The 12,468-nt window shown below is 44.5% G+C and carries 15 protein-coding genes; 6 read left to right on the forward strand and 9 right to left on the reverse strand.

The features are described 5' to 3' along the window. Positions 1-235: 235 nt before the first annotated feature. A complete protein-coding gene (locus J7529_RS20345) occupies positions 236-700 on the reverse strand; it encodes a GNAT family N-acetyltransferase (RefSeq protein WP_318730476.1) in 465 nt (154 codons plus the stop codon). A gap of 156 nt (positions 701-856) precedes the next feature. On the opposite strand from J7529_RS20345, the gene J7529_RS20350 reads away from it, so the two are divergent. Then, complete coding sequence (locus J7529_RS20350; protein WP_271936349.1) at positions 857-1,057, forward strand: DUF2949 domain-containing protein; 201 nt, start codon at positions 857-859, stop codon at positions 1,055-1,057. Positions 1,058-1,097: 40 nt separating this feature from the next. On the opposite strand, the gene pstB is transcribed toward J7529_RS20350, so the two are convergent. The 7 genes from pstB to J7529_RS20385 all read right to left on the reverse strand — a co-directional run bounded on the left by pstB (position 1,098) and on the right by J7529_RS20385 (position 8,274). Further along, positions 1,098-1,925, reverse strand: a complete 828-nt coding sequence (pstB, locus tag J7529_RS20355) for a phosphate ABC transporter ATP-binding protein PstB (RefSeq protein ID WP_318730477.1) — start codon at positions 1,923-1,925, stop codon at positions 1,098-1,100. Next, the gene (pstA, locus tag J7529_RS20360; protein WP_271936353.1) at positions 1,919-2,857 is read right to left on the reverse strand and encodes a phosphate ABC transporter permease PstA; all 939 of its coding nucleotides are present in this window, start codon (positions 2,855-2,857) and stop codon (positions 1,919-1,921) included. The genes pstB and pstA overlap by 7 nt, the downstream gene beginning before the upstream one ends. A 23-nt stretch (positions 2,858-2,880) precedes the next feature. After that, positions 2,881-3,813 (reverse strand): phosphate ABC transporter permease subunit PstC, encoded by a 933-nt coding sequence (gene pstC, locus J7529_RS20365; RefSeq protein ID WP_271936355.1) that lies wholly within the window; start codon positions 3,811-3,813, stop codon positions 2,881-2,883. Positions 3,814-3,928: 115 nt separating this feature from the next. Continuing rightward, the gene (locus tag J7529_RS20370) at positions 3,929-4,831 is read right to left on the reverse strand and encodes a PstS family phosphate ABC transporter substrate-binding protein (RefSeq protein WP_271936357.1); all 903 of its coding nucleotides are present in this window, start codon (positions 4,829-4,831) and stop codon (positions 3,929-3,931) included. 520 nt (positions 4,832-5,351) lie between these two features. Next, complete coding sequence (locus J7529_RS20375) at positions 5,352-6,362, reverse strand: M23 family metallopeptidase (RefSeq protein ID WP_318730478.1); 1,011 nt, start codon at positions 6,360-6,362, stop codon at positions 5,352-5,354. 158 nt (positions 6,363-6,520) lie between these two features. Next, on the reverse strand, positions 6,521-7,945 hold the full coding sequence (locus J7529_RS20380; RefSeq protein WP_318730479.1) for a glycosyltransferase family 2 protein: 1,425 nt from the start codon (positions 7,943-7,945) through the stop codon (positions 6,521-6,523). A 149-nt stretch (positions 7,946-8,094) separates the two neighbouring features. Further along, complete coding sequence (locus tag J7529_RS20385; RefSeq protein WP_318730480.1) at positions 8,095-8,274, reverse strand: hypothetical protein; 180 nt, start codon at positions 8,272-8,274, stop codon at positions 8,095-8,097. A gap of 185 nt (positions 8,275-8,459) precedes the next feature. Between J7529_RS20385 and ebsA the strand changes: the two genes are divergently transcribed. The 5 genes from ebsA to J7529_RS20410 all read left to right on the forward strand — a co-directional run bounded on the left by ebsA (position 8,460) and on the right by J7529_RS20410 (position 11,615). Further along, entirely contained in the window at positions 8,460-8,843 is a 384-nt protein-coding gene (ebsA, locus tag J7529_RS20390; RefSeq protein ID WP_271936364.1) for a type IV pilus biogenesis protein EbsA, read from the forward strand. 35 nt (positions 8,844-8,878) lie between these two features. Further along, on the forward strand, positions 8,879-9,946 hold the full coding sequence (locus tag J7529_RS20395) for a phosphotransacetylase family protein (protein WP_271936365.1): 1,068 nt from the start codon (positions 8,879-8,881) through the stop codon (positions 9,944-9,946). 175 nt (positions 9,947-10,121) lie between these two features. Next, positions 10,122-10,625, forward strand: a complete 504-nt coding sequence (locus J7529_RS20400; RefSeq protein ID WP_271936367.1) for a DNA-processing protein DprA — start codon at positions 10,122-10,124, stop codon at positions 10,623-10,625. Between the two features lie 19 nt (positions 10,626-10,644). Next, a complete protein-coding gene (locus tag J7529_RS20405; protein WP_413038945.1) occupies positions 10,645-11,058 on the forward strand; it encodes an MAPEG family protein in 414 nt (137 codons plus the stop codon). 62 nt (positions 11,059-11,120) lie between these two features. Further along, positions 11,121-11,615, forward strand: a complete 495-nt coding sequence (locus tag J7529_RS20410; protein ID WP_271936370.1) for a YajQ family cyclic di-GMP-binding protein — start codon at positions 11,121-11,123, stop codon at positions 11,613-11,615. A gap of 45 nt (positions 11,616-11,660) precedes the next feature. Here J7529_RS20410 and J7529_RS20415 read toward each other — a convergent pair whose 3' ends face one another. After that, a complete protein-coding gene (locus J7529_RS20415; RefSeq protein ID WP_271936372.1) occupies positions 11,661-12,452 on the reverse strand; it encodes an OmpA family protein in 792 nt (263 codons plus the stop codon). Positions 12,453-12,468: the final 16 nt, after the last annotated feature.

Raw genomic sequence — 12,468 nt, forward strand, 5'->3', positions numbered from 1 at the left:
ATGCCCAATTTGGCAAATGGTTGATGCCTAAATATTCCCCATCTACCCTCAAGACTTGGGTGAGCGAGCATGAAAAATCACTTTTAGAACGGTTATAGCACTACGCAGTAGAGAATAGGGTTCAGTATTGAACTCTGTCTAATCGACGCTTTCTCTGCCATATAAGAAATATGGAGCAAGTGAGGGGTTTATGGTTCGCACTTGTAGCTTACTCACGTTGCTCCTTCTTTCATACTCAGCAACTCAGGCTCTTTGAAAAAACAACTTTATCATCTCCAGACTTGTAGAAATCCATAATTCTACCTTCCTCTGTAAACCCACACTTTTGATAGAAGTCTCTAGCTCTTTGAAATTCACTGAGGCTCGATGTTTCTACAATAAGCAACCTTTGCCCTTTCTCTTTGAGTGCGTCTATAACTGCATTCATCAAAGCTTGACCGTGACCTTGCCCATGGGAGTCTGGACTGACTAACAACATTTTTACATTCCAAGTGCCTTGGGTCATTGGCTCCGGTATACAATAAATAACTCCCTCGAATTCTGTACCCTCTGAAACTAACCATAACTGGTTGCTTTCCCCTTGGAAATGTGTAGATAGGGTCTGATCAATCAGATCCAAACCCTCAGCATCAAACATCCCCAATTCCCTGGCAAGGTAGACGACTCGTTCTCTATCATCTCTTGCAAGATCTCGTATCATTAACACTATTCCTTAGAGCATCCTGAGAAATGGTATCAGATCACAGGAAATGACCTGAAAACTCACATGGATTTTCCTCACTCTGTCACTGGCAGATCGGAGGAGATTAGCGAAGATAGAACCATAGATAAATAAAGTCTTTTGCCCTATACGATCATGTTTACTCCCACTACCACCCTCCAACCCCTTATCCAATTCTTGCAACGCGACCTAGAACTGCCAGCAACCTCAATTCGCTTGGCGTTGCGCCATCATGATAGTAGCCCCAGCTTATTGCCAATGACCCTATGGCAATATGGATTGATTACCTTAGAGCAACTCGATAAAATCTATGATTGGCTCTTTTCACAAGCCTAAGGGAGAGCGATCGCCTTACATTTGCCGTAAAATTAGCTAATCAGCCAATTCGACCACTAATATAGTCTGCTGTCTGCTTATTCTTGGGTTGAGAAAAAATTTCCTCAGTTTTGCCAAACTCCATCATTTCTCCCAAATACATGAACGCCGTATAATCTGAAAACCGTGCCGCTTGCTGCATACTGTGAGTCACAATCAAAATCGTTACTTGAGTTTTCAATTGGCTCATCAGCGCTTCTACACTATCTGTGGCGATCGGATCTAACGCCGAAGTCGGTTCATCAAACAAAATAATCTCCGGATTAGTGACCAATGCACGAGCAATACACAATCGTTGTTGTTGTCCTCCTGAAAGATTATAAGCAGAATCATGAAGACGATCTTTCACTTCATCTAAAAGAGCTGCCCCTTGCAGAGCCTCTTCAACCTTTTCATCCAAAGTACTCCGCTTGCGAATACCGCGTACTCGCAGCCCATACGCCACATTCTCATAAACAGATTTCGGGAATGGATTCGGTTTTTGAAATACCATACCCACCCGCATTCTGACTTCAATGGGATCGATATTGCGTCCTAAAATATTCACGCTATCTAGCTTAATCACTCCCTCATAACGATTGCCTGGATACAAATCGTGCATTCGATTGAAACAACGTAACAAGGTTGTTTTCCCACATCCAGAGGGGCCGATAATTGCAGTGACTTTCTTTTCAGGAATGTGTAAACTAATCCCTTTAAGAGCATGGACAGAGCCATAATAAAAATTGAGGTTTTCTACTTCTGCTTTGAAGCTCACTTGATTCGCTTCTGGCTCTCCAGAAGCAGAGGAGTTGGATTTACGAAACTTTTCTGGTGTGTAATCTACCATTTGATTCCTCTACGAAAACGATACCGCAAATAAATTGCCAGACTATTCATGGCTAAAGTCATAAATGTTAGAACGGTTCCTGCGGCGGCTGCATTCACTTGAAATTCAGGATTAGGACGCGATACCCAGTTAAACATTTGAATAGGCATCACGGTAAACGGTGCTTGTAACCAAGCCAATGAAATAAATGGGAATTCACTTTTAACAGGAGAATCGGGTAAAAACGCAATAAACGTTAAAGCACCAATGGTAATCAATGGAGCAGTTTGTCCAATCGCTCGCGATAGCCCGATAATAATTCCGGTGAGAATACTACCAAAGGAATAGGGTAAAATGTGATCCCAAATAACTTGCCATTTGCTTGCCCCGAGTCCATAGGCTGCTTCTCTTAAACTATTGGGGATAGCGCGGATGGATTCGCGAGTGGTGACAATAACTACTGGTAAAATTAACAAAGAAAGGGTTAATCCACCCGTGAGAACCGTTTGTCCCAATTGCAGTTGATAAACAAATAATCCTAGCGCTAATAATCCATAGATAATAGAAGGAACTCCAGCTAGGTTGGTAACATTAATTTCAATAATGTCGGAAATCCAGTTTTTGGCGGCATATTCTTCTAGATAAATTCCGGAAGCGACTCCTAGAGGAACAGCCGCACAGGCAGTTACCAACATCACTAAGCTCGTTCCGACCCAAGCGGATAAAATCCCAGCTTGTTCGGGTTTCCGACTGGGAAATGAGATAAAGAAGTCTGGGGTGATGCGGGCAGCGCCATCCATGGCCATGGCAATGGTCAAGGATAAGAGAACGATTACGGCAATAAAAATTACCAGTAATCCGAGAACACCGAAGAGGCTATTAATCAGTTGACGCTGCTGAATATTAGCCCTAATACTTTGTAAATTTTCGCTTTGTAGAGTGTCCTGAGCCATACGATTGTACTAAGTTACTAAGCTTAATAGATTTCTCGATAATATTTGGACAAAAAGTGTCCAATAATATTCAAGGTTAAAGTCATGAGAACAAGGGTTAATCCAGCAGCAAAGATGGTTTGATATTCTAGGGTTCCGTGGGGTAGATCTCCCATGCTGACACTAGCAATATAGGCGGTGATGGTTGCACCTTCTTCTAAGGGATTTAGAGTTAAGGTGGGTTGAATTCCGGCGGCGATCGCCACAATCATGGTTTCGCCGACTGCCCGCGATACTCCAAGGATATAGGAGGAGCTAATGCCAGAAATTGCTGCCGGAAAGACGACTCTCAGAGCAGTTTGCAGGCGGGTGGTTCCCATGGCATAAGACCCTTCTCGTAAACCGATGGGAACGGCACGCATGGCATCTTCACTAATGGAGCTAATAAAGGGGGTAATCATGATTCCCATGACTAAGCCCGCACTGAGCATATTAAAGATGGGAAGGGTGGGGATGATTTTTTGCAGTAGTGGGGTAACAAACAGGAGCGCAAAATATCCATAGACCACAGTGGGAATGGCGGCTAAAAGCTCTAAGCACGGTTTAACGATTTCTCTCAGACGAGGGTGGGCAAATTCACTGAGGTAAATCGCAGCAACGGTTCCTAATGGAACAGCAACCATCATGGCAATCCCTGCGGTGACTAAGGTTCCTGATAGGAGCGATAAAATACCATAACGGGCCTGTTCTCCAAACAGAGGAGTCCATTCTGGTGCAGTGAGGAATTCAACTAGGGAAACTTCTTCAAAAAAAGATAAGGATTCTTTGGTCAGGAGAAAGAGAATTGAGATAGTGGTCGCAACCGTCGAGCAAGCTGCCAGAAATAAGATAAACTCAATGGCTTTCTCTCGCAAGAGACGAGTTTTTCGGGTAGAGTATTGGATGCTGTTAGATAGGGGAATGGGGCGATCGCTCATTATGTGATAGTGCTTCGCGCTGGTAATGGGTAATAGCTAATGGGCCGTTGCGAAAAAACACACAACGGTAGGAGTAATGATAAAATCACTCCTACCCATCATGAATCGAACAGAATTATAATCCAGCTCTTAAGGGAACTCGACCCGTTTGACGATTAGTAAAACGACGTTGTGCGCTGCTGTAATCATTATTTGGAAGGGCAACATAGCCGACTTCAGCAGAAAACTTAGAGGCAGTTTGTAGATAATATTCTACAAAAGCTTTGACTTCAGGTTTATCAGCAGCAGCCTTATTCACATAGATGTAAATGGGTCGAGAGAGTGGACTATAACTCCCGTTATTAACCGTAGTTGTGGTAGGAGCTACTCCATTAATTTTCAGGGACTTGAGTTTGTCGGTGTTTTCTTTATAGTAGGCTAAACCAAAATAGCCGATCGCATTGGGATTATTTTGAATCCCACGGACTAAAACATTATCATCTTCACTACCCGAGAAGTCCGAACGAATGTCCTTGTCATCTAAAATCGCTTCTTTGAAATAGTCATATGTCCCGGAATCTAACCCAGGGCCGTAGAGCTTGAATTCGCTGTTAGGCCAGCTCGAACGAATTTGATTCCACTTCTTGATTCCCTGTCGTTGGGATTGGGACAGCCACATTTTTTGCAGTTCATCAACTTTAATATCACTGACAGCGGTGTTCTGTTTCGACACAACTATAGTAATGGCATCGTAAGCAACGGGTAATTCGATATACTCAACTCCGGCTTGTTTACAGGCTTGTTGTTCCGATGGCTTAATTGGACGAGACGCATTAGAAATATGAGTCTGTACTGAGGGGTTCGTGGAGCAAAACTTTTTGAAACCGCCACCCGTTCCAGAAACACCGACAGTAACTCTAGCATTATTGGGATTACTGGAATTATTTGACTTTTGGAAGTCTTCTGCCACAGCTTCAGTGATCGGGAATACCGTACTGGAGCCATCAATTTTGATGGTTGGCCGGCTTTGAGATTGCACGACTGATCCACTTAGGCTGATTGTGACTGCTATAAGTGAAAAAATACTGAACAATGAAATGGGACTGCGTAGTAATTTCATAGAACTCCGAGACTCAATAGAGTGAGTGGTTATCGCTTTTTGCAATCTACTGGAATTTTGAAACTTTCATGTAAATTAATCAATAACATTAATTTAAGAAAAAGTTAATCTTATCGAAGTTATAGGTAGAGATATGGATAACCGAGTGGGTGGGAAAGCCTAAAATATAAGGGAATAATTTGTCATTCGTGAAGTTATACAAATGTTAATCTTGCTTAAAATCTTAAGGTTTGTATAAGGTTTGTTGTTCTCGCTAGAGTAACAGAAGAGAGATTATGTACCACAAGACTATTCACTACTCCCTAGCGTGAAAGACTGTGTTAACGCCAGTTTTAGATGAGCTGAAACCCTTATTCTCTCATTGACTGTAATCCCGACTCCTTCGTCAAATCAGTCGCAAAACGCCCTTAACCAAAACTGACGTTGTATTAGCGTTGTATTAGCGTTGACGCAATTGATTCGGAGAATGAGAAGCTACATTACTACAATTTAAATACTCTGCACTGCAAGGATCGATCGGCTGCCCATACACCCCAGGGGGATAGACTTCAAAATGCAGATGGGGGCCGGTCGATTGTCCAGTATTTCCCACTAAACCGATGGTGTCGCCCTGACGCACTTGCATTCCTTCACGAACTAAAATTTTTGATAGATGGGCGTAAAGAGTGCGTGTACCATCGGCATGTAATAGGGTAATGGTTAACCCTCCGTTTCCAGCCGATTCTTTGGCAAACGTTACTTCACCATCTGCGGTAGCCCTGACTGGAGTACCGATGGGAGCCACAAAATCAACACCTACATGGAGTTCTCTGCCCCATCTACCAGTGGTACGCCATCCATAACCGGAAGAAATTCGAGCATTTTCTAGGGGATAAAGCCAGGTTGTTTGGCTAGGAGCCTGATTTTGGGGTTCTTCCAGGGAGGAGGGAGGAGAAACCCAAGCCCGATCGCCATTTTCTGTTGGATTTTCGGTTCGATTTTCCCATGGATTCCGGGGTTCTAGAGAGGGTTGTGGAAATCGACGCTCTGGTACTCGAGCGGTCGATAAGCCTCCTGTGGTGGGGATTACACCATCAGCACCAATGGCAAAATGGGAAAAGACTTGATACCCTCGATCTCTTAAGGGAAGAACAATAGAAGCCATACTTTGCCCATCGGTCAGGGCTTGTAGACCCTCGACTGGTTCTTGTTGGCTTCCTGATTGTTGAAATAAATGACACGCTTGCATCCGATGCTTGGGAATTCCTGTGAGGCGGCTAATTTCAGGAATATCTCGATCTTGGGTATTTTGAATAAAGATAAATCGGTTCTTTAAGGTACAGGTGTCGGTGGCAGATGACGACAAACCCCAGCTTTGGGCCATGGATTTTTGTTGAGGAATGAATACACGGGTTAAGGGTAAGAGGGCGACCGCTAACCCCAATATAGCCAAGTGCATACTTATTTTCATTATTATTCCTCCCAAGACCCAAAGATCCAAACGATTGCGTTAATCTTAGATTGAAGACTTATCTTATCGGCTCTTTCTATACTAAGGGTGAGTATTCCGGATAGTTTAAATCATTAACCATTAATAATTGTTAATGGTTAATGATTAATGGTTAAAGGTTAACTATCAACAACCACAGTACCTTTATGAGTGGTTTTGACCCATTTTAAGGTTTTGGGACGTACCGCAATCCGGGCAGATGTACTAGCCACAATTAAGAGCCAATGGAGCATATAGATAGTTCCTCTCAAGGTTTGCCAGAGCAGCGTGGGCAAACTCGATACCGCGCCCTTGACTCGATTAACCCGGCGAATCCCTTGAATCATAGCAATTACAGACATGCCGACCATCAGAGTTGTCATGGGACTATAAACGGGCAGGCGATTTTTAGCGATCGCCATCAAACAATCGGGAATTGCTGCATTGGGGATAAAGTATTGTATAATCCAAAACATAAACATATCCCAGATTTTTATCCAGGGCATCCGCTTACTAAAAATCAACCGCCAATAATCCATATATCGTTGATATCCGCCCTCTGCCCAACGATTGCGCTGATGCCATAGGGCTAAAGCGCTGGTGACCCCTTCTTCCTGGACGGGAGGATCGAGGATAAAGTCTACATCCCACTGTTCCAAATGCAGGCGTAGGGTTAAATCCAAATCATCGGTAATCGTCTCTTCATTCCATCCCCCACATTGTTCGAGTGCCGTGCGTCGGACAAATTGACCATTTCCTCGTAACTCTCCAATCCCTCCTAGGGCAATTCGTTGTTGCTGGAAATAGGAATCGAGGGCCATTTCCGAGGCTTGACTGTGAGTCCAAACATTCACTGGAGCATTGGCGATCGCTTTTTGCAGTTGGATTGCGCCAACCTGCTGGCGATCGAACCCGGGTAAAACTCGTCGTAATAAATCTGGCGCAACTTGGGCATCTGCATCAAAAACTGCTAGTACCTCACCTCGAGTTAAGGGTAATACTTGATTGAGCGCTCCAGATTTACCCCCAGTTGCTTCGGCCGAGCGTCGCATCACCCGCAGATGGGGATACTCTTGGCAAAGACTTTCCAACACTTGGGGGGTGCGATCGCTGCTATTGTCATCAATCACCCAGACTTCATAGTGGTCTAAGGGATAGTCCTGAGTACAGAGCATCTTGACCAAAGGCGCAATCACCCGTTCCTCATTTTTGGCCGCTACTAACAAAGAGACTAAAGGCACATCAGAAGGAGAGTCCAGAGCCAACGGTTCTAAAGGTTTGCTGGGTTTAGCGGTTAAAACTCGAATGGCATGAATTCCCATAAGGGCAACCATTCCCCAAATCAGCCACAAACCCCAAGAGAGCAAATGTAGGGCGATCGTCCCACTCCAAATCACAATTAATAACACCGCTGCTTTCCGCCTGCGGCCTTCATAGACAATCCGATCAAAACAGGACGGGCTTATGTCCTGCTGCACGAAATCTCTGGAGGTGGGTTGAACGACTTGAGGATCGCTATCAGGGCTGTTCTGGCGATCGCCGATAGAATTGGACTTCTCCGACATAAGGTTATGGAGGCTCTTATCCTGACTGAATATTTGTATTGATCCCCTCTGAGACCAGAGAGGATGTGCTTTATTTTGACATACTCTCCAGCCTCCGCTTCGCTAAAGGCTGGAGATTCTCATTTATTCCAGGTTTCTGACGAGATCACTTACTTGATTGGGTTTCCTTGCAACAAGCATTGGTGAGACAGGAACCCTGGCGTTCCTTCTGAATTAGAAGCGGTTTCTGCTTGCCCAACAGTACCGTATTGAGTCCAATTTTCACCCAATTTCTTCATGCCTTTGTGCAAAATGTTCATCGCCGCCACTGTATCTTGGCATACTTCCAATTTGCAAGTTGGGAACGAATGAGTTCTCGTGCTTAACGATGTCTTTGGATTTTCAAATGAAGCTTACCTAGTCGTTTCCTGGCATCAAAGCCGTCCTTCCAGGACGGAGCTTTAAACCCAAATTCTTTGGTAGGATAAACTGTAGAACCCTTATTGTTAAGACCGGGCGTGTAAGTACAACTTTTATGACTACTGATCTCAGTGCCATTGAACCTGCCCAAGGCGGAGTTATCGGCGTTTATCAGCCTTACTACCAAGGTGGTAAGCGTGCTGCCTTACCCTATGCCATAGGTTTGTATGAAAAAACTTCGTTGGAAGGGGAACGCCGGATTGAAAGAGGAGAGAGTATCCCTTTTCTAGCTACTTGGTTTATTGTCTCGAAACTCCCCGCAGATGAGACGGTCTGTCGGATGCAGTTTGATGGTCAGTCAGAGCTGACGTATGAGGTGAAACTGCCCAATCATGAATTTATTGAGTTTTTGATTGAGTTGTATGTGACTTGGCGAAGAACGAAAACGGTTGATTTTTCGCAAACGTTCTACCGAAAACTATTACGATTAGATGACTAAGGATTAATGATGATTAAACAGTTGGGAGTGCGTGCGTGACCGGTATTAGTCAATATCTGCTGATAGGTTCCCTAGAATCTTACAGTGGTAAGTCAGCAAGTTTATTAGGCATTGGGGCACAACTGAAAAAGCGAGGTTGGGATATCGCCTATGGTAAGCCCTTATCTACTGGACATAGAAAGCTGATGGGTAAAGGGATGGATGAAGATGGCTCTTTTATTGCTCAGATTCTAGAGTTACCGAGCGATCGCCTCTATCCAACGTTAGTCTCAATGGATTGCCAGACCATTGAAGAGCGATTAACTCAGACTAATTCAGATAATCCTCAGGGCAGTTTTGCACAACATTATCCGACTGCACCCGATCAGTTGGTGCTGTTGGAAGGACCGGGAACTCTTGATGAGGGGAGATTATTTGGTTTGTCTTTAGCGCAGATGGCCGATCAACTCTCAGCCGGAATTCTGTTAGTGATTTCCTTTGAGGCACAACAGATTATCGATCAGGCCCTTTCAGCGAAAGAGCGTTTGGGCGATCGCCTCCTCGGTATTATTGTCAACGATATTACGGAAGACTTTATCGAGCGGTTTCCCCAAGACTATGTGCCCTATTTGGAATCTCAGGGTATTCCCGTTCTTGGCCAACTGCCTCGGAGTAATTTATTGCGAAGTATTAGCGTGCGAGAATTGGTGGATCGTCTAAACGCAACCGTACTCTGTCGAAGCGATCGCCTAGATTTGATGGTCGAAAGTCTACGCATTGGAGCGATGAATGTCAATTCAGCCCTGAAATATTTCCGTAAAGGACAAAATATGGCAGTGGTCACGGGGGGCGATCGCACGGATATTCAATTGGCCGCCCTAGAAACCTCAACCCAATGTTTAATCCTCACGGGTCATCTCTCTCCCTCAGAATTAATTATTAGTCGAGCTGACGAGTTGGAAATTCCCATTCTTACGGTAGACCTCGACACGTTGACCACTGTGGAAATCATTGATAATGCCTTCGGCACAGTTCCCCTTCACGAGCCAGTCAAAGTCAAGTGTATTTCTGAGTTAATCGCTGCCCACTTTGACCTAGACCGACTTTTAGGTTGCCTCGCCTAGGTAGGAGATGGGGAAGAGGGGGAGCATGGGGAGGATGGGGGGACAGGGAGATATGGAGACACTCCAGACACGGAGATAAGGTCCGATGGCTAAAGTGCATATTGCCCCCAAATTCACCTCAAATTCAAATTATCTGCTAGAATAACTCCGTTGTAGCGCCTAGTTGTTATTGGCATTGAGTCAATCCTTAGAAATTCCTAAACTTGATACCCTAGAGCAAGAACTGGCAACAATCCAGCAAACCGGATCGAAGCGGCTGGCCATCCTCGGTTCTCGCCATGTTCCCATAACTCATCAACATCTGATTGAAACGATGAGTTACTCCTTGGTTCTATCGGGAAACCATATCATTACCTCCGGAGCAACAGGGACCAATTTTGCTTCAGTCCGAGGAGCAATGCGAGCCGATCCCAACTTGCTGACGGTGATTCTACCTCAAAGCTTAGACCGTCAACCCAGAGAATCTCGGCAACTCCTGGAACAAGTCATTCACTTGGTAGAAAAACCAGAAAACAATGAATTATCTCTGGCTGAAGCCAGTTCCCTGTGTAATGCAGAAATTATTACCCGATGTCAGCAACTGATTTGTTTTGCCTTCCATGATAGTACGACCTTACTGCAAACTTGCCGTGATGCGGAAGAGCAACGTAAAGTGGTAACCTTGTTTTATTTTGATTGATGCTCGTGAGGTGATGGATTTGTCCGTTTCTGTCTCTGCTCTGTTACTCTATGCGATCGCTGGAGCAGCTTTTTTAATCTATTTTCCCTTTTTTTGGGTCGCCTATGCTCGGTTTCAAGGGGGGATGCAGTATTTAGAAACTCCCAGAGCGCTGAGCGATCAATTGCCCGATTATGCCAAACGTGCCAATTGGGCCCACCAGAATTCCATTGAAGCGTTTATGATTTTTGCCGCTGCTGCGGGTATGGCCTATGCGACTGGGGTAGACTCCATGGTGGCAGCTTATGCGGCTGGAGTATTCTTGATCGTTCGTGGATTGTATAGTATCTTTTATATTCTCAATATTCCCTTGGGGCGATCGCTTATGTTTGGCATTGGGTCGTTATGTAGTCTGACTCTGTTTGCCTTAAGCTTGCTTCAAGTGAGTCTCTAAATTTTGGCTTTCCCCGGAATGGGGGATAGGCTAATTGTGTCCGCTAGTGTTTGATTATTCCTATGGCTTCTTCCTATTCTTTTGATGTAGTTAGTGACTTTGATGAACAAGAGTTAGTTAATGCTCTAGACCAAACGCAAAGGGAAATTAAATCGCGTTATGACTTAAAAGACTCAAAGACGATCGTAGAATTGGTGGACAAAACTACAATTACCATCAATACGGATAGTAATTTAACATTAGAGTCAGTCTCTACCATTTTGCGGACTAAAGCCGCCAAGCGTAACCTATCCTTGAAAATTTTCCAATTTGGGGATATCGAGGCTGCTGGAGGCAACCGAGTCCGTCAGGAAATTAAGCTTCAGCGTGGTATCGATCAGGATTTGGGGAAAAAGATCAATAAGCGCATTCGCGATCAATTTAAGAAGGTGCAAGCATCGATTCAAGGGGATTCTTTGCGAGTTTCATCAAAATCTAAGGATGAATTGCAACAGGTGATGCAAATGTTGAAACAGGAAGATTTACCCGTAGCTTTGCAGTTTACCAATTATCGTTAGTTTGGGTAATGGGTAATATTCGTGTCTCCCTATCCCTCATTCCCCCTATTCAATGATAATTTCCACGCGACGATTGCGTTGTCGTGTAGAGTCAGAGTCATTGGGGACTAAAAACTGAGTTTCTCCATAACCAACTCGGAGAAAATGGTAGCCATCTCCTAATCCAATATAGAGATATTCATAGACGGATTCTGCTTGTTGTAAGGAGAGTTCTAGGTTCTCTTGGGCATCTCCTAAATTATCGGTATAGGCGTTAATTTGAATGGTAGAGTCGGGGAAATTGCGTAATTCAGCGATAATGCTATTGAGTAAGTCTGATTGTTTAGGATTTAGGGTAGTGCGATCGCCTTCAAAGAGCAAGTCACTCGGTAGCGTCACCATGAAACTCTTGCGGGAAGCGTAACCCGATTGACCGGATAATTGCTGCTCTAGTAAGCTCAGACGAGTCTGAATCGGTTTTTGGGCTAAGGGTTGATTGAGTTGAAGTTCCAACTCGGTGAGACGCTCCTCCAAGGTGGTTAAGTCTTCTTGCAGTTGGTTTAAATCTTCTAGAGCTTGCTGACGCTGCTCTGGACTAACCGAAAGTAAGGTGGCTGAGGAACGAAATTGCCACCATTGAGCATTGAGGGGATTAAACGGTTGCTCAAACACCCGTTCAATCAAGGGCATTTGTGGATAGGGATCGGGGTAAAAGAAAGCAATGATAATACCCACTAGAAAGGCAATAGAGCTGCTCACCCCTAGCAACAACAGACGAAATATCGTCACTAAGAGAAACGTAACAACCGTTCTCTGGGGAGTAGGAGTAGGATTGGGAGAATCAGATGCTTCAGTCACAGATAGGTTATCCACA

This window comes from Roseofilum sp. Guam, assembly GCF_017746735.1.
Classification (GTDB): domain Bacteria; phylum Cyanobacteriota; class Cyanobacteriia; order Cyanobacteriales; family Desertifilaceae; genus Roseofilum; species Roseofilum reptotaenium.

What these genes read in the sequence shown, in the direction of transcription:
- J7529_RS20345 (WP_318730476.1), bottom strand. Translation starts at nt 700, where the DNA reads ATGATACGAGATCTTGCAAGAGATGATAGAGAACGAGTCGTCTACCTT.
- J7529_RS20350 (WP_271936349.1), top strand. Translation starts at nt 857, where the DNA reads ATGTTTACTCCCACTACCACCCTCCAACCCCTTATCCAATTCTTGCAA.
- pstB (WP_318730477.1), bottom strand. Translation starts at nt 1,925, where the DNA reads ATGGTAGATTACACACCAGAAAAGTTTCGTAAATCCAACTCCTCTGCT.
- pstA (WP_271936353.1), bottom strand. Translation starts at nt 2,857, where the DNA reads ATGGCTCAGGACACTCTACAAAGCGAAAATTTACAAAGTATTAGGGCT.
- pstC (WP_271936355.1), bottom strand. Translation starts at nt 3,813, where the DNA reads ATGAGCGATCGCCCCATTCCCCTATCTAACAGCATCCAATACTCTACC.
- J7529_RS20375 (WP_318730478.1), bottom strand. Translation starts at nt 6,362, where the DNA reads ATGAAAATAAGTATGCACTTGGCTATATTGGGGTTAGCGGTCGCCCTC.
- J7529_RS20380 (WP_318730479.1), bottom strand. Translation starts at nt 7,945, where the DNA reads ATGTCGGAGAAGTCCAATTCTATCGGCGATCGCCAGAACAGCCCTGAT.
- ebsA (WP_271936364.1), top strand. Translation starts at nt 8,460, where the DNA reads ATGACTACTGATCTCAGTGCCATTGAACCTGCCCAAGGCGGAGTTATC.
- J7529_RS20410 (WP_271936370.1), top strand. Translation starts at nt 11,121, where the DNA reads ATGGCTTCTTCCTATTCTTTTGATGTAGTTAGTGACTTTGATGAACAA.